This is a genomic window from Chitinophaga solisilvae, from assembly GCF_009928525.1.
Classification (GTDB): domain Bacteria; phylum Bacteroidota; class Bacteroidia; order Chitinophagales; family Chitinophagaceae; genus Chitinophaga; species Chitinophaga solisilvae.
In genome coordinates this window covers 386,467-406,632 of sequence record NZ_JAABOK010000001.1, presented here as the reverse complement: position 1 = coordinate 406,632, position 20,166 = coordinate 386,467, and the positions used below count along the sequence as shown (strand labels likewise).

Annotated in this window: 17 protein-coding genes and 1 tRNA gene; 9 read left to right on the top strand and 9 right to left on the bottom strand. The window is 47.6% G+C overall.

Annotated elements, in window-relative coordinates; genetic code table 11:
- Window positions 1-201 carry a tautomerase family protein gene (locus GWG06_RS01380; protein ID WP_160710913.1) on the bottom strand — a complete coding sequence of 67 codons (201 nt, stop codon included), beginning with the start codon at window positions 199-201 and terminating at the stop codon, window positions 1-3.
- Window positions 202-359: 158 nt separating this feature from the next.
- Here GWG06_RS01380 and GWG06_RS01375 point away from each other — a divergent pair, with 158 nt between their 5' ends.
- The 4 genes from GWG06_RS01375 to GWG06_RS01360 all read left to right on the top strand — a co-directional run bounded on the left by GWG06_RS01375 (window position 360) and on the right by GWG06_RS01360 (window position 3,535).
- Window positions 360-1,226, top strand: coding sequence for a helix-turn-helix domain-containing protein (locus GWG06_RS01375; protein ID WP_160710912.1), 867 nt, complete (start codon window positions 360-362; stop codon window positions 1,224-1,226).
- A gap of 177 nt (window positions 1,227-1,403) precedes the next feature.
- Window positions 1,404-1,757 (top strand): YciI family protein, encoded by a 354-nt coding sequence (locus tag GWG06_RS01370; RefSeq protein WP_160710911.1) that lies wholly within the window; start codon window positions 1,404-1,406, stop codon window positions 1,755-1,757.
- Window positions 1,754-3,004, top strand: a complete 1,251-nt coding sequence (locus GWG06_RS01365; RefSeq protein WP_202182918.1) for an RNA polymerase sigma factor — start codon at window positions 1,754-1,756, stop codon at window positions 3,002-3,004. The genes GWG06_RS01370 and GWG06_RS01365 overlap by 4 nt, the downstream gene beginning before the upstream one ends.
- Window positions 3,005-3,010: 6 nt before the next feature.
- Window positions 3,011-3,535, top strand: a complete 525-nt coding sequence (locus tag GWG06_RS01360) for a class I SAM-dependent methyltransferase (protein WP_160710910.1) — start codon at window positions 3,011-3,013, stop codon at window positions 3,533-3,535.
- A gap of 4 nt (window positions 3,536-3,539) precedes the next feature.
- On the opposite strand, the gene GWG06_RS01355 is transcribed toward GWG06_RS01360, so the two are convergent.
- The 4 genes from GWG06_RS01355 to GWG06_RS01340 form a co-directional block, all read right to left on the bottom strand.
- Window positions 3,540-4,886 (bottom strand): TIGR00341 family protein, encoded by a 1,347-nt coding sequence (locus GWG06_RS01355; protein ID WP_160710909.1) that lies wholly within the window; start codon window positions 4,884-4,886, stop codon window positions 3,540-3,542.
- Between the two features lie 164 nt (window positions 4,887-5,050).
- Window positions 5,051-6,637 (bottom strand): RagB/SusD family nutrient uptake outer membrane protein, encoded by a 1,587-nt coding sequence (locus tag GWG06_RS01350; protein ID WP_160710908.1) that lies wholly within the window; start codon window positions 6,635-6,637, stop codon window positions 5,051-5,053.
- A gap of 35 nt (window positions 6,638-6,672) precedes the next feature.
- Window positions 6,673-9,795 (bottom strand): SusC/RagA family TonB-linked outer membrane protein, encoded by a 3,123-nt coding sequence (locus tag GWG06_RS01345; RefSeq protein WP_160710907.1) that lies wholly within the window; start codon window positions 9,793-9,795, stop codon window positions 6,673-6,675.
- 995 nt (window positions 9,796-10,790) lie between these two features.
- A complete protein-coding gene (locus GWG06_RS01340) occupies window positions 10,791-11,771 on the bottom strand; it encodes a GlxA family transcriptional regulator (RefSeq protein ID WP_160710906.1) in 981 nt (326 codons plus the stop codon).
- Between the two features lie 125 nt (window positions 11,772-11,896).
- Between GWG06_RS01340 and GWG06_RS01335 the strand changes: the two genes are divergently transcribed.
- The 3 genes from GWG06_RS01335 (at window position 11,897) to GWG06_RS01325 (ending at window position 15,541) form a co-directional block, all read left to right on the top strand.
- A complete protein-coding gene (locus tag GWG06_RS01335; protein ID WP_160710905.1) occupies window positions 11,897-12,274 on the top strand; it encodes a SnoaL-like domain-containing protein in 378 nt (125 codons plus the stop codon).
- A 159-nt stretch (window positions 12,275-12,433) separates the two neighbouring features.
- Window positions 12,434-13,012 carry a hypothetical protein gene (locus GWG06_RS01330; protein WP_160710904.1) on the top strand — a complete coding sequence of 193 codons (579 nt, stop codon included), beginning with the start codon at window positions 12,434-12,436 and terminating at the stop codon, window positions 13,010-13,012.
- 159 nt (window positions 13,013-13,171) lie between these two features.
- Window positions 13,172-15,541 carry an ABC transporter permease gene (locus GWG06_RS01325; RefSeq protein WP_160710903.1) on the top strand — a complete coding sequence of 790 codons (2,370 nt, stop codon included), beginning with the start codon at window positions 13,172-13,174 and terminating at the stop codon, window positions 15,539-15,541.
- A gap of 13 nt (window positions 15,542-15,554) precedes the next feature.
- Here the strand turns inward: GWG06_RS01325 and GWG06_RS01320 are convergent, their stop codons facing one another.
- Window positions 15,555-16,190 (bottom strand): class I SAM-dependent methyltransferase, encoded by a 636-nt coding sequence (locus GWG06_RS01320; protein ID WP_160710902.1) that lies wholly within the window; start codon window positions 16,188-16,190, stop codon window positions 15,555-15,557.
- 172 nt (window positions 16,191-16,362) lie between these two features.
- Between GWG06_RS01320 and GWG06_RS01315 the strand changes: the two genes are divergently transcribed.
- Both GWG06_RS01315 and GWG06_RS01310 read left to right on the top strand, forming a co-directional pair.
- Window positions 16,363-17,166 (top strand): SDR family oxidoreductase, encoded by an 804-nt coding sequence (locus GWG06_RS01315; RefSeq protein ID WP_127041381.1) that lies wholly within the window; start codon window positions 16,363-16,365, stop codon window positions 17,164-17,166.
- Between the two features lie 63 nt (window positions 17,167-17,229).
- Window positions 17,230-18,138: a helix-turn-helix domain-containing protein gene (locus GWG06_RS01310; protein WP_127041379.1), complete on the top strand. Its 909-nt coding sequence runs from the start codon at window positions 17,230-17,232 to the stop codon at window positions 18,136-18,138.
- 81 nt (window positions 18,139-18,219) lie between these two features.
- Here the strand turns inward: GWG06_RS01310 and GWG06_RS01305 are convergent, their stop codons facing one another.
- From GWG06_RS01305 to GWG06_RS01295, 3 genes are all read right to left on the bottom strand, one after another.
- Window positions 18,220-18,537, bottom strand: coding sequence for a hypothetical protein (locus GWG06_RS01305; RefSeq protein WP_127041377.1), 318 nt, complete (start codon window positions 18,535-18,537; stop codon window positions 18,220-18,222).
- A gap of 826 nt (window positions 18,538-19,363) precedes the next feature.
- Window positions 19,364-19,672: an RNA recognition motif domain-containing protein gene (locus GWG06_RS01300; protein WP_127041375.1), complete on the bottom strand. Its 309-nt coding sequence runs from the start codon at window positions 19,670-19,672 to the stop codon at window positions 19,364-19,366.
- Between the two features lie 270 nt (window positions 19,673-19,942).
- A tRNA-Leu gene (locus GWG06_RS01295) sits at window positions 19,943-20,026 on the bottom strand.
- Between the last annotated feature and the right edge of the window lie 140 nt (window positions 20,027-20,166).

Below are 20,166 nucleotides of genomic sequence, written 5' to 3'. Positions count from 1 at the left end.
TTATTTTCGTTTACGCATTTCCGTTACCTGTTCTCCGCCAACACCCCAGTTGTCGGTATCTGTTTCTGTAATGATGATATAAGTGAGCGCAGGCGATTTCTGCAGCACCTCTTCCAGCAGCCGGGTAACGCCGGATATCAGCTGCTGTTTCTGTTCTTTTGACACCCCGTCGCGGGTGATGTGAATGTTTACAAATGGCATATCTCTGATCGTTTGCTGATGCAAAAATCCACCTGATTCCGCAGGTAAAGAATAGATAAAAGCACAGATTACCGGTACAAAAAGACAGCCTTCCTTTTGTACCGGAGAAATGCGCTTTTGTGCAAAAAAGGAATGCGGATGTTTCCTTACTTTTAGGTATGAATAGTAAAGTGGTTCCGGTTTTCGACATCCGGCAGCATTGCGCGGATCAGGAGATACAACATATGAAGATCGCAGCTTTCAGTGAGGAAGCCTGTACCATTGCCGAATTTGAAGAAAATCACCGGCATGGGTATTATGAAATCATCTGGCTGAAAAAAGGGAAGGGCATCCATCATATCGACATGATGGAGTATCCGTATGCAGGTGCTGTGCTGTTCCTGCTTTCACCCGGACAAATGCACCAGATCCGGCCGGAAGACAAAGCTGATGGCTATGTGATCAAATTCCTGCCTGCCCTTTTCCCGGATGCCCGCGACCAGGAGGATTACCTGCTGCCGCTCTTTGACAACATCCAGGCAGCTCCCGTGGTAGCAGTTACTTCCGCCACCCACCAGGTCTTTGAAGAACTGTTCAGAAAAATGGAAGCAGAATTTCATGTAACAGAAGAAGATAAAGAACGTATCCTGCTCTCCTATCTCAAAATACTCCTTACGCATATCAGCCGGCTGAAAAGAAACCAGCAATCCATGGAGCTCACCGGTAAGGACCTGCATCTGCGGCTGTTCCGAGACTATAAAGCGGCGGTCGAAAAAAATTTCCGCCGGGAACACGCTATCCGGTATTATGCCTCCCTGCTTCATACCCAGGTCAGAACGCTCAATGCCCTCGCCAAAAAATATACCGGCAAAACCGCCGGACAGGTCATCGCAGACAGAATACTATTGGAAGCCAGACGGGAACTTTACCACAACCAGCTCAGTATAAAGGAAATCGGCGCCAGTCTTGGCTTTGAAGATGCCGCGTATTTTACCCGCTTCTTTAAGAAACAAACAGGCGTACCTCCGAAGGAATATAAAATTTAGGGATTTTGATATTTACCGATTTACGAATTTATTAAATGCAGCGGAGATGTACGTAATGATCTCCGCTGCATTTAATAAATTCGTAAATCCGTAAATATCAAAATCCCTGAATTTCCCGTCCTGCCTGTCCCCCTTACAAAGAATCAATCGTTATAGGGGAGAATAAAACAACATATCATGAAAGAGTTCATTTTGATTTTCAGAAACAGTACCAATCCGCATGATAATCCTTCGCAGGAGCAGCTGCAGGAGCGGATGAACTGGATGGGTGGTATTGCAGCCCGCAACAGGCTGGCGGATAAGGGCAACCGGTTGTCTGCCGGTAATGCGAAAACCATCAGACCGGGAAATGTGGTAACAGACGGGCCATACACCGAGATCAAGGAGTATATCAGCGGATATATGATTGTGAAAACGGCCACCATTGAAGAAGCGATAGAACTGGCCAGGAATAATCCTATCCTGAAAGATGGAGGTAATATTGAAGTAAGAGCCATCCTGGGTCCGGAAGAAGGGGATCATCGTCCATGACATCCATAAACACCAGCGATCCGGGCTTTCTGCCTCACCTGTTCAGGCTGGAATACGCCAGAATGACGGCCGTTTTGTTCCGTCATTTTGGCCTTCAGCATATAGAGATAGCGGAAGATATTGTCAGCGAAACATTCCTGAAAGCAGCTGAAACCTGGAATACAAACGGGGTTCCGGAGAATCCTTCCGCCTGGCTGTATACGGTGGCGAAAAATAAAGCTAAGGATTATCTCAAAAGACATCATCTTTTTGAAACAAAAATCAGGCATGCAGTGGCTCCTGATGAAACGCAGGCTGCACAGGAATTTGATTTTTCACAGCAGACTATTGCTGACAGCCAGCTGGCCATGATTTTTGCAGTATGCAATCCGGCTAATTCAACCGAAGCGCAGATATGCCTGGCCCTGCAGATCCTTTGCGGATTCAGTGTAGAAGAGATGGCGGATGCTTTTCTTGCGAAAACAGAGACGGTCAAAAAACGGCTGCAACGCGCCAGAGCTACGCTGCGGGAAGATAACTTCCGGATACAGCAACCCGATGCGGCAACCATACAATCCAGGCTGGACACAGTATTGCGTACGCTGTACCTGCTGTTCAACGAAGGTTACTATTCTCAGTCAGGCAATCATCTCATCCGCAAAGACCTCTGTTCCGAAGCTATGCGGCTGGCGCTGATACTGACAGAAAACCCGCTCACCGCCACTACGCAGGCCCATGCCCTGCTGGCGCTGATGTGCTTTCAGAGTTCAAGGTTCGAGGCACGCTCCTCCGCTACCGGCGATACCATTCTCTTTGAGCAGCAGGACCAGGAACTGTGGAACAAGGAACTGATTGCCAGGGGGAACTATTACCTCGTGCAGGCCTGCTCCGGCGATACCTTATCCAAATACCAGCTGGAAGCCGGAATTGCCTGGTGGCACACCGTTCCCTCCGATCCGCAGAAGTGGGAACATATCCTGCAGCTGTACAATGAACTTATTCTCATTGAATATTCACCCATGACCGCGCTGAACAGGACCTTCGCCTATGCCAGGGTGTACGGGAACAGGGCAGGTATTGAAGAAGCCACACAGCTGCAGCTGGAGGGCAACAGCTACTATCATGCCCTGCTGGGCTACCTGTATGCCGCTACAGATGTTCCGGCAGCGGTGGCGCATTACACCAGGGCTATCCGGCTCACAAAATCCGCGGCAGAGAAGAAAACACTTTCCGGAGAAATATCCCGGCTGCAGGGACTGCAGCACTAACCGTATATGGAATTACAGGAAGCGATCACACTTATCAGCGGGCAGCCGGCCTGCCGGCCATCTGCCGGAACATGGGCAGATATTGGCTGTGGCAGCGGGTTGTTTACGTTCGCACTGGCTCATCTGCTGCCCGCCGGCAGCAGCATTTACGCCATTGATAAAATGCCCGTAATATTAGGCCCGCACCCCGATCCGCAACAGATACCCATCATTACACAGCAGCTGGACATAGAGAAAAAAGACCCGGATATTAAAGGATTGCAGGGGATCATGATGGCCAACTCCCTGCATTACGTGGCTGACAAGGCCACCCTGTTACAACGGCTGACGCGTTTGTTGCCACCTTCCGGGCAGTTTATCATCGTGGAATACGATACCAGTGCTGCTAACCCGTGGGTACCATTTCCGGTCAGATTTGAGGCGCTGAAGCATCTTTTCCGCCAGGCAGGATGGACACAGGCGGAGAAACTGGGAGAAAGACCCTCCCGATACAGATCGGGCAATATGTATGCAGCACTGATCAGTGCGTGAAGCGCTATTTTCTTACCTGCAGCACCAGGCTCACAGAATCCGCTGCCAGCCTGCTTTTGATCCAGCTTTCCAGTTTTATTTTTTCGGCAACCGGCAGCGGTCTGCCCGTACCCAGCATCACTACCATCACGGTATCCGGGATAGTTTTACCGGGTTGCCGGAACAGCATCGGCGACGCCGCATAGTACCTGAAACCGGCTACCAGTGCTTTTAATTCGTCGGTAATATCAGGCATGGCAGTCTCCCGTACATTGGCCGCATTAGCAGAAGCGGTGGCGCTGTCATTCCGGAACACATCCTGCAGGATACTGGCTTTGATCTGCGAGAAATCTATTTCCTGTCTGGCATTCAATCCCTGCCGCACTATCAGTCGGGTATACGGCAGGTGGTAAGCCGGCATTTTCGCCTGTATTGCCTGTACAGCTGAATCACTCAGCTCAGCGCCGATCAGCAGCAGGTCTATCACGCTGTTCCGGGGCTGATAGGAAAAACTTCTGTTGACCACCTGGGTATTTCTGAAATCAAAATTCTCGCGGACAAATTTCTGCGCATTGTTTTCAAATATGCTTTTCTCAACGATACGCAACGTGAGGTAAATGCTGGGCACTACAGTAATGAAAACAATGAGGAGGATATAACGGACTACTTTCCTGCGATACCGCGGATTTTCATACTGATGTTTCTTAAACCGCAGCAGGCGGATAATCAGAAAGGTACCCAGGCAGATAAATACACTGTTGATAAAATAGAGGTATAACGCGCCCAGAAAATAAAAAATATTGCCGGAAGCCAGCCCGAAACCGGCTGTGCATAACGGCGGCATCAATGCCGTGGCAATAGCTACCCCGGGGATGACATTACTTTTTTCCTTCCGGGTAGTAGCCACAATACCCGCCAGGCCCCCGAAGAAGGCGATAAACACATCCCACACAGAAGGCGTGGTACGGGCCAACAGTTCAGACTGGGCCTCATGTAACGGGGTAATCCAGAAATACAGGGTGGACGTGGCAATAGAAATAACGGTGGCGATCAGTAAATTCCGGCCGCCCTTCTTCAGCAGCTCAATATCGAAGATGCCCAGCCCCAGCCCTATTCCCATAATAGGCCCCATCAGCGGAGATATCAGCATCGCGCCGATAATAACCGCCGTAGCGTTTACATTCAGCCCGATAGACGCGATGAAGATGGCGAAGATGAGGGTCCACAGGTTGGCGCCTTTAAACTCCGTATTCTTCCGGATGGAGGTGATGACTTCTTTCTCATCTGCTTTTTCTATATGCAGATTGAATCTTCTTTCCAGGAATAACCTGACAATACGGATAAAACGGATTTCACCTGGTTTATTATTCATGGGCTACGCGTGTATAGCATAAAAATAAAGATTATGAGGATACCTGCCTAATTACAGCGTCGCAACCACATGTCCCGGGCAGGATCAGCTGAAAATAAAAGAGCTGCTGCGCTATGCGCAGCAGCTCTTCTTCTGGAGTTATAATCCAAGAGATGAATGCCGGATCAGTTGCCTACCACAGGCGCGGAACCGCTGCCCGGGTTGTTGAAATCAATTTCATTCAGCGGAACATCCCAATAGCTGAGATAGTTGTAGTCCAGTGTGGCATTGGTATCCAGCACACCGCCCGGACCTAATACCACAGCGCCTTTTCTTCCGCCGCCCTGGCTGAGCGGTTTAATTACCCCCCATCTGCGGGCATCATAGAAGGATACGTTCTTGTTGAGCAGCCCTACTCTTCTTTCGCGGCGCAGCTCTTCATACGCCTGTTCAGCTGTCAGGCTGGTGCCTGCAACTGCCGGCAGCTCTGCATTCTGATATGTTCTGACAGAATCTATCTTCTTCAGTCCTTCATCGAGCTGCCCCAGTTTGATAAGTGCTTCTGCTTTCATCAGCATATTTTCTTCATAGCTGCAGGCTATGGCAATAACCGCTCTTCCAGGTTCGTAGGAAGAGTAATCTCCACCATCTTCAACAGGAATGAATTCATAACGGGTGCTGTACTGAAACCCGCGGCCCTGGCTGTTGATAGTTGGAGAAGCGGATACATAGAAGTTCCTTTCCTTTCTCTGATCACCTGCTTTAAAGTCCTGCACCAGGCGCTCGCTGATAAATGTCCATTTAATCAGGGAACGGTAAGGCTGCCAGGCGGTCTGGCCAACCAGGTCGTTTTGCTCTGCAGAACGCATCACGAAACTCCTGTCTGTTGCCTGGATACCACCGGCTGTCAGTGTCAGCAGGGCGTTCCAGTCTGCCGCACCCATTTCGCTCACGGTCTTATTCACGAGCAGGTTTCTGGCCTTGTAAGTAGTCATATGACGGATCCATTGCTGTGCTGTGATAACGCCGCCCTTATCAACGCCAAGGGTAGGCACCACCGCTTTCATTACATTGTCATAATCGGAACCGGCGCTTGTTGGAATAGCTGTCAGGGCCGCGATAGCTTTATCGAAGTTTTTGTTGGCTTCTTCGATCATCTTCTGACGGGAAATGTAATTATTATTTGATTTGGCAAATTCGTCGGTAACGATACCGGCCGCATACAGGGAACCGATCCTGGAGTAGGCGAATCCTTTCCACCAGTAGCTCCATGCCCGGAACACATTTTTCTTGACATCCACATTACCGCTCAGTTTAAGCGCCGGGTCTTCAACGGCCTGCAGCAGCAGGTTAGCCTGGTTGTTTACCAGGTACATGGCCAGCCATTCGTTATAGAAAACATTTTCTGTACCGAAGGCGCGGCTGTTCCTGTTGCGCAGTTCTGTTACCTGCGAACCTCCCTGCGGCGGTGTTAAAACAGTACCGTTGCTCAGGGTAATGGTAGCTACCTGGTTGGTCCACCGGAAAGAGAAGTTACCTACAGACGCAAAGTAAGAGTCGCCCATTACGTCATGATAGGTGAGCGCATACCACCAGTAACGGGTGCCGAATTTATCGTAAACACCCAGGCCGGCACGTTTCATACCTTCTTCCGTCTGCAATGCCAGCATACCCGGCTCATTCGGGTTCAGTAAGTCCAGGCTGGATTTCTTACATGCATTTATGCCCGATAGCAATATTAATGTAGTAAGTATATATAATGTTCTTTTCATGTTGTTGCTATTTAAGTTTTTCAAACTCCTGCTGTTTAGAAACCTGCAGTTAATCCTACCTGTACTGATTTAAAGTTCGGGAAGTTGTTCAGATCCAGACCTCTTCTTAAAGGATCGTTCAGGTTGGCGGCAGATTCAGGATCCATACCGCTGTAGTTGCTGATAGTTACCAGGTTACGGCCGGATACGATCAGCTGCAGCTGGCTGAACAGGTTACCGCGCAGCACACGGGCAAAATCGTAGGAGAGTGAAAGATCACGTAAACGGGCAAACGAACCTTTTTCCACGAAGAAGCTGTTGGTGGTATTGGTATTGTACAGGGAGTTGTAGTAACCCACAAAAGCGCCTGTTTTACCGTCAACGGTGATTTCCTTGTCAAGGTCGCTATGGATAAGATCCCTGTACATCCACTGTTTCGTCTGGTTGTAGATATCATGACCATATACCCAGTCAACCTGGAAGCTGAGGTTCAGATTTTTATACAGCGTGAAGCTGTTGGTAAACGTGATATTGAATTTAGGTGTAGGATCGCCGATAGCTACCTGGTCGGTCGTAAACTGTACGGCCTTGGTAGTTTTATTAACTACCATACCATTTACCACCGTGTATTTGCCCTGGTCTGCATCGGGGATGTAGGGCTTACCGTTAGGACCTAACTGATCCACGCTGGATAAGGCTTTCTTACCGAAGAAGGCGCCAACGGTTTCTTTTTCACGCAATACAAACTGGCCACTGCCACCGGAACCGATCGCGATGTCGCTGTGATTGCTGATATTGTCTATAATAGAACGCTGCTGACCAAAACGCACCCCGAATTTCCAGTCAAAGCTCCTGGAGCTGTACATATCAGCATCGAGAGAGAACTGGAAGCCGGAACCTTTGATGGTGATACCGTTTGTTTTGATATTTCCGGAACCGATAGACGGCTGTAAATCGATGTCGTAGATTACATCCTGGCTGGTACGTTTCCAGTAGGTAGCGCTCAGGTTAATGCGCTGCAGCCAGCTGTTGGAATGCAGATCCAGACCCAGGTCCATACCGGCTTCTGTTTCCCTGGATACCTGTACATTCAGTAACGGGTTCTGAGCAGTGGTTTTAACAGAGAGGTAAGAATTATCACCTATCTGACCGGAGTTAAAGGTAATCCTTCTGTCGTAGGAGCCTGGCTGTGTACCTGCCTGACCGTAGGCGCCTCTCAGTTTCAGTTCGTACACTGTCGCGCTTTTCAGTAATTCTCCCAGCCTGAAATAAGCATCTCCGCGGGGGAATACGAAAGCAGAAGAACCTGCGCCGAAGGCAGAAGAATAGTCAATACGCACACCGCCGGAAACACCGAACAGTGATCCGTAATCTATACGCTGGTTAATCATGTAACCGTAAGTGGTGAAATGAGTTTCATCCTGGCTGGCGGTTCTGGTATTGGCGGTAGACAGGCTGTACGGAGGGAATTCTGCGAAACCGGTACCGATAGACTGCACATTCTGGTATACTCTCTTGCGCCAGTCGTATGCCAGCTGTGTGGATGTCTGGATAGGTATTTTCCAGCCGAAGTCTTTCTGAAAATCTGTTTTCACATATACAGACAACAGTGAGTTGGTCAGCGTTTCGTTATCTCTGTCGAATGTAAGCTGGCCTGCTCTCGGATCAAGACCAGGACCCGGCGTTTTCACGCTCAGCTGATACTTGATGAAGTCGGTGAAATCATATCTGTAGTTATCAATACCAAATTTATAATCTACCTCTACAAATTTCGGAAATTTGTAGTTGAGGTTGATGTTCTCTACCACACGGGTGGTTTTGGAATTGTTATCCCTGAACTGATAGGTGTAGAAAGGGTTGACAGAGTTCTGGCCTTCCGGATTGGCTACATAGTTGCCTGCGGCATCCCTGTAAGTAAGATCCCAGAACTGACGGGAAGTGATGGCAGAAGCCAGACCGCTGTAAATGTTGTTACGGCCGGTAATACCACCGGTGCTGTTGTTGGAATATACTACCTGTGTTACATTGCGGATAGTGAAGTTTTTAAACAGTTCCACCCCGATGTTGGCAGTCAGGTTGGTACGGTTGTAGCTGCCCGTGATCACGCTCTCCTGATTCAGGTTGGAAGCAGAGAAGAGATAATCAGAACTGGGGCCGCCACCGGTGATGCTGATGTTGTTGTTGGTAGTCAGCACATTTTTGCGCATCACCTGTTTCACCTGGTCATAGGTCTGCTCCTTGTAAGGCTTGTTGTTCAGCAGTTCGCCGGTGATGGCCGGAATGCCGGGCTGGGCCCATGCGCCGGTTTCTGTCATCTGCAGCCGTTTACCACGGCCATCTACGATATTACCTTCGTTATCAGTATTGAAGAAGTGATTTTTAGCTTTGCTGAGATCTCCGACAATAGCGTTGTCAATACTGAGCCTGCTGTTAACCGTTACTTTGGGTCTGCTGTTTTTAGCCCCTTTCTTGGTGAAGATCTGGATAACACCATTGGCACCCTGCGCACCGTAGAGGGTAGCGGCGGCAGAACCCTGAATCACTTCAATCCTATCCACGTTGCTGAGGTCCAGGTCGGACAAACGGGAAGACAGGTTACCGCCGGAACCGTTCACGTTACCACCGGCATTTACCTGGATACCATCCACCATAATCATAGGCTGGGTGCTTCCCAGCGTGTTGATACCACGCAGCAGGATCGCTGCCTGCTGACCGGGTTGTCCGGATATGGAAGAAATCTGCGCTCCGGCCACCTTACCTACGATAGCCTGGTCAATAGAACCAGCCGGTACTTTAGGCAGGTCCTTTGCACTGATGGCTTCTACGGCAATGGCCACTTTTCTTTTATCGGTAGCAGTACCCACACCCGTTACCACTACTTCCTGTAATGCTTTCAGATCCTTTTTCAATGCCACTGTCAGCCTGCCGCCGGCTTTCAGTTCCTGCGATTCATAACCGATAAATGAAAAAGTTAGTGTGGCATTTTCAGCTACCTGTAATTTGAAGGAACCATCCGGCCCTGTAACAGTACCGGCATTGGAGCCTTTGATATTTACAGATACTCCGGGTATCGGAGAGTTGTCGGTGGCATCGGTGACCTTCCCGCTTACGGTGCGGTTCTGTGCCGCAAGACCAGTAAACATCAGGACCGAAAGAAAGAATAATAAAGCTTTTTTCATCGGCATTTAGATTTTGGTGAGAGAAAAAGTTTTAATTGTTATTATAGGATCTATGCGGGCATAGGGAGTCCAGCACGATTGCTATCGTTTCATTTCCGGTTAATAGGATTGCTGATAATGCTACATACAGTATGACTGATGGCTACCGGCGCACATCATCATAATTAACTTATGTATACTGCTGACTAAGAGGTATGAAAAGTAAACGGCATCGTTCTTCCACCCATCTTCAGATTCTGGTTTTATAGGTCATCAAATGCCCGTATCTATTATCCTGCCGTTGCTGCTGAACAGTTACAGGGAATGCGCATTACGTTAACATCAGTCATGTGCCTGATATTTGATTGTACACGCTGCCTTGACGGATATAAATACAGACTCAGTTCAGATTTAGACTTGGATTACGTTTTAGATTCAGACTATTGTTTACAATCAAATAAGTGAAACCGGGAAAAATAACAACGTTAGTTTCATAGCATCCAGATTTTGGTTCTATATTTTATAATGTCAGATAATACCTACAGTCAATTTTTACTCCTGCCTGCTACAAGGCTGTGCTACAATTCAATGAATATTTTTTCCGGACATACCGTCGTCCGGTATTTCACCGGTATGACTGGCCTGTCGGGATGGCAGGGTAAAACGGAATATTGCTAATTGTAAAGAACGCTATAAAATTTGCAGTCAGAAGATCCTCTATCGTTAAAAACTAAGGTTATAGGCGCTGTAGCTAATTTTATGGAATATACTGCCAAAGAAATGACTTCTCTAAAGTCAGACTTTTCAAAAAATATTTCTAAAAATCTACAAACCAGGTATATAAGACTTCTTACTAACTGATTGGAAAATTAGTAATTTTATTATTAGTTACAAAATTTGATCGGGGAAAAAATGAATAAAGTTGATATGACAGATGCCTGCAGATAGCACTGCCTTTAAAAGACTTATACTTTTCCGATTCACTTCCCGCCGCAGTACTGCTCTCGCCTGTGTGTTCAACAGACGGCCGATTTATTGTATTTCTCGCGGTATGCCAGCGGCGACATCCCGGTGATTTTTCTGAATACTTCGCGGAAGGCTTTTACATCGGCATATCCTACCTCATACATGACCTCGTTGACTGTTTTGCGGGTGGTTTCAAATGCTTTTTTGGCCAGTTCCATTTTCACGCGTTGTGAATATTCAACCGGCGTGTTACCGGTAGCGCGGACAAATCTCCTGTCGAAATTCCGGCGGCCCACCGCAAAGCGGGCAGATAATTCTTCTACGGATATTTTTTCATCCGCCTTGCTTTCGATGTAGGCCTGCGCTTCTTTCACCATATCGTCGTCATGTTGTTTCTGTCCGGTGAAGATGATAAAGGCCGACTGACTTTGCCGGTCTATTTCAATCTGAAAAACCTTGGCACAGAAAATGGCCGTCTGCCTGTCATAATATTTTTCCACGAGATAAATCATCAGGTTCAGGAACGAGTAGGCGCCACCGTTAGTATATATTCCCTGCTCGTCGGTAATGAGTTTGTCCGGTTCCAGTTTCACTTTGGGGAACATATTCCGGAATGTATCTGCTGCAGCCCAGTGTGTGGAACAGCTTTTACCATCCAGCAGGCCCGATGCCGCCAGCAGGAAAGCACCAGTACAGATGCTGGCTACCGCCGCCCCGTTTTTATATTGCTGCTCCACCCAGTCAATCAGCTGCTGGTTGCCGCTGACAGCCTTATGATAATTGTGATTCACCGATGGAATGATGATTAGATCCGTATGCGTAACTGCTAAAAAGTGCTTGTGCGGTTTTGCGGAAAACAGGCCGCCAAAGAAATCTACTTCCGGAGAAATACCCGCCAGTTCAATGGTAAATAATTCTCTGCCGCCGGCCTTCTTCCGGTATTCGTTGGCTCTTGTGAATATTTTATACGCGCCTACAATGCTGCTCAGGTTGTTATCGCCCTCCGGCACCAATATGGTAAGATGTTTCATCGGATTTTCTTTACTTAAAGATACACATTCATATTGTCCGGATCAACCCGTTGGAAAGTCCATTTAGCCCCCCGTCCAAGTAGTAATCAGACAATACCTTTGTATCATAACAAAACATACCGATTATGTCTATTACCGCCTCCACTCCTACCATACAGGAAGTAGCCGCACGGTTTCATGCACTCGCGCAGCAGGAAAAATGGTTTGAGATACAGGATGAATTTTTTTCAGAAGATATACAAAGCATAGAGCCTCCCACTGCCACACATTTACAAAGTGCCAGCGGCAAGGCAGCCGTACGCCGTAAAGCGGAAGACTGGGTAAAGCGGATAACTGATTTTCACCGCGGCGCTACCACAGCCCCTGTTATCGGCGGCGACTTCTTTGCTGTAGGCAGGGAAATGGAAATTACCGTTGCCGGAATAGGAAGGTTACAAAGTAACCAGATTATGCTGTATGAAGTGAAGGACGGGCAAATCATACGGGAACAGTTCTTTTACTGACAATGATTTCTTTTTCTATGATCCCAGATTAATTATAACCATTACCAACACCTTGCAGGCTTTCGCCGCCTGCGGGGTTTATTTACCGGTCAGCATCCTGCGTTGCAGCAGCGCCGGCGGTAACGTATCTTCGCTGAACATCATCATGCATCCGTAGGTATGAATCAACCGGTATTACTGTCCTGCAACAGCATCCTCACTGATCAGTATTTTATTCCCCCCTTTGATGTCAGAGCCGGGGAATTAGTACAGGTATACCTGTATCATGGTTACCATTTCTATCCTGTATTGGCTTACCTGTCGAAAATACTGACGGGGGCCATCCCTCATGAAAATATCATCCTGCATCAGCCGTTTAGCTATGTACCCCGCTTTACTGAATCGTGGTGGAGACGGCATTTCCGGCCTGTTACCGTTGACGCCTATATGAAAAAGCATGCGTCTGCAGACAGCCCGGCTGCCAACCGGATATATGAGCGGAGCAACATCCGGAAAAATACGAGGATCAACACACTGGAAGCTCCTGACCGGAAACTGGTAAGCCTGTCTGCTACCCTGTCCCGCAGCTCCTGCATTGTTTTTGACCTGGCCGGCCTGGGTCCTGTCGGCACACCACAGACGTTTTCCATTGTGAAAGAACATGTGCAGCAGGGAGGCGCAGCCATACTGCTGGATGGATACAAGGATTTTCAGCAGGAATGCACAAAGTATGTGGAACTGCAATGGCTGGCATCCTGATATCGTCTTCCTCTTCCGGCATACGCGCTGTTCAGAAACGGACTCCTGTTGTCCGTAACCGAACAATTCCAGGCAGCAGCCATCCTGTTTACAGCTTATGGCCCAACCTCAACCGGCATGGCATGAGTATTGACGCCCTCCATTTAAAACCCGGATGACATGTTGCATAATTACTTCAAAATTGCCTTCAGGAATATTTTCCGTAACAAGGCTTTTTCAGTTATTAATATCCTGGGGCTGGCTTCAGGTATTGCAACAAGCCTGCTGTTACTGCTATGGGTGCAGGATGAGCTGCAAACCGGCAGGCATTACCAGCATCTGGACCGCCTGTTCCGGATCATGGAGCATGAAATTGCGGACGGCCGTATTGTAACAGATGAAGATACCCCTGGCATACTGGCTGCAGAGCTGAAAGCGCAATTGCCTGAAATAGCTTTTGCCGCAGGCATTTCCAACAAGGAACATCATATATTACGTGCCGGTGAAAAAATTTCCCGGCAGGAAGGATGCTTTGCAGGCGCAGACTGGTTCAGGATATACAGTATTCCGCTGCTGGCCGGCAACCCGGAGTCAGCGCTCAGTGCGCCGGATGGCATTGCTGTTTCACGCAGCCTGGCTACCTCGCTGTTCGGCGATCCTGGCAGTGCGTCCGGAAAGCTCATACAGATAGACAACTGGCGTAATGTAAAGGTGACCGCCGTTTTTGAAGATCTCCCTGCCGGCTCCACAGATAAGTATGATTACCTGTTAAACTGGGATACCTACCTGAAGCGCGAACCCTGGCTGAGTGTATGGGAAAATGGCGGCCCGGGTACCCGTGTGCTGCTGAAACCCAACGCCGACCCGCAGAAGGTCAGCGCCAAACTGAAAACCTTCCTGAAAGGTCGTAATAAAGATATCAACGCCACCTTTAACATTGAACTCTTCCTGCAGCCCGAAGCAGACGCTTACCTGTATTCCCGCTTTACCAACGGCCGCCGTGATGGCGGGCGGATAGACTATGTACGTCTTTTCATTATAGTCGCCGCCTTTATACTGCTGATCGCCGCCATCAACTTTATGAACCTGGCTACTGCAAAGGCGATGAAACGCGCCAAGGAAGTAGGTGTACGCAAGGTAGTGGGCGCACAACGGCTTTCGCTGATCTGGCAGTTTATGAACGAAGCGCTGATGATGACCATATTCGCAGCCATCGCTGCGCTTACCATTGTGATGCTATGCCTGCCGCTGTTTAATCAGTTAACCGGAAAACAACTGGTACTGCCGGCCGGAGATCCGGCGTTCTGGGGATTATTACTGATAATACTGGTGGTGACAGCCGCCTTCTCAGGTAGCTACCCCGCTTTCTTTATGTCCGGCATCAGGCCCCTGGCTGTATTAAAAGGAATACTGAGATCCGGCCGCGGGGCGCAGCTGTTCCGCCGTGGGCTGGTCGTTTTTCAGTTTGTGCTTTCTATGCTGATGATCGCGGGGACTATCGTTGTTTATCAGCAGCTGAAATATATCCAGACAAAAAACCTCGGGTTTAACCGGGAAAACCTTATCATCATTCCTGCTGAAGGCGAGATCCCGGGAAAGTACGGCGCATTTAAACAGGAGCTGTTGCAGCAGCCCGGCATCAGTGCTGTTACGCATATGCAGACTACCCCTTTATATAACGGTAATACCACCGACGGCGTTCAATGGGAAGGGAAAGACCCCGGGCAGGCTATTCAGTTTAACAATACCAGCGTAGGCTATGATTTTGTGAGTACGATGGGGTTACAGCTTATCAGCGGCCGCGATTTTTCACCTGCATTCCGGTCAGACTCTTCCAATTACCTGATTAATGAAGCTGCAGCCAAACGCCTGGGATATCCGGATCCGGTTGGCCGGCCGTTGACCTTCGGACAAAAACCCGGCGTCATCGCAGGTGTATTGAAAGATTTTCATTTCAACTCCCTGCATGTATCGATCAGACCTCTCATCATCCGGCTCAACGAATCGTGGGCATATGGCAGTATCCTCATCAGAACAAAGCCCGGAGCCACCCGGCAGGCCCTGGCCGGTATAGAAGCCATTACCCGTAAAATGAATCCCTTATATCCGTTTTCCTATTCCTTCCTGGATGAAGATTTCCGGCATATCTACAACAGTGAAATGGTAGCAGGAAAACTGATCGCACTTTTTACTTCCCTTTCCATTTTTATCGCGTGCCTGGGCCTTTTCGGACTGGCAGCTTTCACCGCAGAACAGCGCACCAGGGAAATCGGGGTGCGGAAAGTTTTAGGCGCTTCTGTTTCCGGTATTGTCGCTTTATTATCGCGCGACTTCCTGAAGCTGGTCATGCTGGCAGTGATTATTGCCACACCAATAGCCTGGTATGCTACCGGACAATGGCTGGAACAATTCAGCTACCGGGTTTCCCTGTCCTGGACCGTATTCGTTGCTGCCGGCCTTATTGCCATAACGATAGCGGCGCTGACAATCAGTTTCCAGAGTATCAGAGCCGCTTTAATGAATCCGGTGAACAGTCTGCGGACAGATTGAGCCGGGTATACGCTCATGTACCGGCTCCTGTTTCCTTCCTGCATGTAATCAGGTAGAAAGGATAGCTCTCTGATACCGTGGAGATGTTCAGCAGCCCCGCTGCTTCAAACTCCTCATGTATGGATGCTTCATCATAAAAAAACATATTCACGCCGCCAAACATGGCGTAACGGTCCTTACCAATCAGGGTGCCTTTTCCGTAGGTATCCGCTTCTTTTGAAATAACGGTAAAAATCATATATCCATTATCTGACAGCTGATGATAGCAATCGCGGATCAGTTTCCTTCTCTCCTCACTGTCCAGTAAATGAATCAGCGCATAACAGAAGATACCGTCGTACCGGCGGTTATCAAAAGGCATCGCTGTTACAGACCCATGATAAATAGTCATGTCTTCCCCGTAATGTTTACGGGCCATCTCAATAGCTGTCGCTGAAATCTCAATACCGGTTACCGTCATCCCGCTGTCCCGGAAGATACGGGCATTACGGCCGTAACCTATACCCGGAATCAGCACCTGCTGAACACCTTTTTCAACGAAAAAATCTCTGGTCAGCACAGCGGAGCGGGATGGCTCAAAGCCCCACATCTCCTGCCTTTCGTGAAAAGCGGCTTCCCAGAATTCCGGTTTTCCTGATTCGTCCTGCATAAGCACCTTTTAAAATTTGCAACAAAGTTACATTTTTTACATTCAATGGCTTATGTTCCCTTCCTGCAGCCTCTCCTGCCTGTCCGTCATTTTGGCTACAACTAAACTCAATCCGGCAACCTGCCGTCATTTTCCCTGCTGCAACTTTGTATTGTCAATTAAAAACAAAAAAATGCAACAGACAATTTTCATTACAGGCGCTTCGGCCGGCCTGGGAAAAGCAACCGCGCAGCTGTTTCAGCGCAACGGATGGAAAGTGATCGCTACCATGCGGAATCCGGAAAACGAAACAACACTGTCGCAGCTGGAAAATGTAACCCTGCTTCCGCTGGATGTAACCAATCCGTCACAAATTCAATCTACTGTTAAAACTGCGATATCCATGGGAGTAGACGTTGTCTTCAACAATGCCGGCTACGGGCTGATCGGACCGCTGGAAGCGATTACTGATGAGCAACTGGTAAGGCAGCTTAACACCAATTTACTGGGCGTTATCCGCGTTACAAAAGCTTTTATCCCGTATTTTAGAGAAAGGAAAAAAGGTCTTTTCATCTCTACCACTTCCATCGGCGGGCTGATTGCCATGCCGTTTGCATCAGCCTATCATGCTACCAAATGGGCACTGGAAGGATGGAGTGAAAGTATGGCTTTTGAGCTGAACAGATTTGGTGTAAATATCAAAACCGTATCTCCCGGAGGCATTTTAACAGATTTTGCCGGCCGCTCCATGGACCTGACGGGCAGTCCGGCATATGATGCAGAGATTCAGCTGATGATGAACGGCTTTGAAGGCATGCTCCAAAACGCTTCTTCTCCGGAACAGATTGCAGCAGTGGTATACGAAGCGGCAACAGATGGCAGGCAGCAACTGCGGTATGTTGCAGGCGAAGATGCCAAAGCCTTGTATGCGCAGCGCCTGGAACAGGGAGACGAAGTTTTCAGGGAGTGGGTGGGTAAACAATTTCTGGGTAACTGATCCTGATGGCTGCATCGTTTCATGATAGCGGCTGTGCAGCCATCCCATTTATATTTTTATGCTATGGAAAAAAAATCACCCATACGGATTTCTTCGATATCTGAATTACACGCACTGCTGCAGCTGCCGAAACCAGTGCATCCGCTGATCAGTCTGACCGACAATTCCCAAATTGCTCCGGCCCCGGAGCTGACCGATCGTCCGTTTATCTTCAACTTCTACAAGGTTTCGTATAAATCTTCCGCCACCGGACGAATGGGTTACGGGCAGGGTTATTATGACTTCAATGAAGGAGGTATGATGTTTACCGCGCCTAATCAGTTATTGTTTGCAGATACGAAAGAAGAATATCACGGACGCACGGTTTTATTTCATCCGGATTTTATAGCGCATTATCCGCTGGGGAGAACCATTAAAAAATATGGCTTCTTTTCATACGACACAAATGAGGCCCTGCATCTTTCTGAAAAAGAAAAGAAAATCATGTTCGGGTTATTCGAAAACATTCAGGATGAGCTGAATACTTCTATTGATGAAGTGAGCCAGGATGTACTGGTATCCTACATCGAAGTACTGCTCAACTACAGCAACCGTTTTTATAAACGGCAGTTTATTACCCGGAAGACCATCAACAATGATGTACTTGCCAGGATAGAACATTCGCTGGAAACATTTTTCACAGATGGAAAATCCCTGACCGACGGGCTTCCTACGGTAGAATACCTGGCCGCCACCGTTAATCTTTCCCCCCGCTACCTGAGCGACATGCTGCGGACGCTGACCGGACAGAATACCCAGCAACTTATCCATGAGAAGCTCATTGAAAAGGCAAAGGAAAAACTGTCCGCCACAGATTTATCTGTAAGCGAAATCGCGTATGAACTGGGATTTGAACATCCGCAGTCATTCAGCAAACTGTTTAAGACAAAGACAAATCTTTCTCCGCTGCAATTCAGGCAGTCATTCAATTAGGCTACAGATACACATGCACGGCGATCTGACCGGTACAGTAATCACTTACTGCCGGCAACTGTTCACCCCTGTTTCCGCCTGTTAGCTTTTATTTCCCTGCTGTCTGGTAATCTTCTGCAGGCTTATGTTCTCGCAAACAGCATATACTGCATAAAAGAACATCAGCATGAAGATGGTGTATTTGCTGGTATTTGCGCGGTTGGCAACGGCATAGATGGTAATACCTGCCAGGCAAAGCATCATCCTGGTAATCATGGCGCCATACACGCGGAGCATAAATATGCTGCTGCTTTCTGCTTGTACGCCTTTGCGGCTCATGTTGTACGTAAACGCTGAAAGTGATGCCAGTGCGAGGTTTCCGAAAAGCAACACGTTGTGATGTACTCCATTGTCCAACATCCAGGTCTTTAATAATAATAATGCTCCGTTCAATAAAATGAAAAGGCCAATGACTCTAAAGTAAAATCGATCCCACATTTCTGTTCTAATCTTAATCTTTGATAATGAGGCCGCAAAGTTAAGGCCTAAACAGATAATGACAAAACGATTCGGCAATAAAAAGAGTGATGAATGAGAAATATTCTGCATAAATACTGCAGTACGGAAGCATGAAAAATCAGCTGAAATATAATACTATAAAGGAACACAGGCATACTAACACAGAAAAAACAAGTGTATCATTTCCGGTGGACAGATTTGTGTTTCGAATAATAACAATATCAAATGAAAAAACCTGACACACCGGAATGTATCAGGAGCGACTAAGCATCGCCTGTATATTTGCGCAACAAAAAAAACGGATTCTTCACTCAACTGTATATTCAAATATCCGCATCGCTGCAAAGAAATGATGACTGCTTCTACAGTGCTATCCTGTTTTTACGTGCGCGGATCGGGCGGGTAGAGAGAATTAATTATAAATGCGCAGGCTTGAAGAAGAACAGGATGATATTACAGGGGGCAATCTGATGGAACTACTGTTACGTTTAATAGCAGCGGGAAGCTGACAGCTTTTACTAAACCGGTAAGTTCTCTTAAACGTCATATTGACTTTGGTGGCTTTTAGCAACCAATAGAACACTTCTGCTACCAGAAACAGGATAACATTTTCGTCGGCACATATAAAACTAAAAGCAAAGCTACAAGCTACTTAGCGTATGCTGCGGCTTTGCTTTTCTGCTCTCTTAACAGATAAGGGTAATCGATGTTGTAAAACATCCGGCTATTAGTATCTGGGTCTAAATCCAGGCCTTGGGCCGGATCTGGAGAAACGGTTATTTTCTGGTCTTTCAGGTTTTGGACGAGCCTCATACACTACTATTGTCTGCCCGGCCACTACTGAATTATTCAGCTCCTTAATGGCTTGTACCGCGTTTGAATCGTCTGGCATTTCAACGAATGCAAAGCCTTTAGAACGGCCGCTATACTTATCATAAGCCACGTTAATACTGTATACAACTCCAAATGGGTCAAATAAAGACCAAATCTCATCTTCAGTTGTTCTCTCACTTATGTTACCTACAAAAATATTCACGAATATAATTTTAATTAAATACACATACTACTGAAAAAAGCAGCCTAAACCAATTAGAAAAAGCCTAATGCCACCTTGTTAAAGGTAGAGCAATAAATTGGATATTGGCGGGTTAATTTCTAGGTAATAGCAGATAACTACATTTTTTGAAAATGATTACCGAGCCATTGAATCTAACCCTTATACCAGGACTAATTGCCTTGACAGTAAAGAATCCGGACGTACTTAAAAAAGAAAAGGTCAGAATTTCTTCCGACCTTTCCTTTTTTGTGCCCAGAACTGGATTCGAACCAGCACACCCTTGCAGGCGCTGCGACCTGAACACAGTGCGTCTACCAATTTCGCCATCTGGGCAACTGATTATTGTGTCAGGACGGCAAAGATAAGTACTCATTTCATCTTTCCAAAAAATTGCTGAAATATTTTTTACAAACAGCACCGCTAAAGCAGCTGAAAACCAGCTACATAAACAATAATCTGTTATACCTGTTATA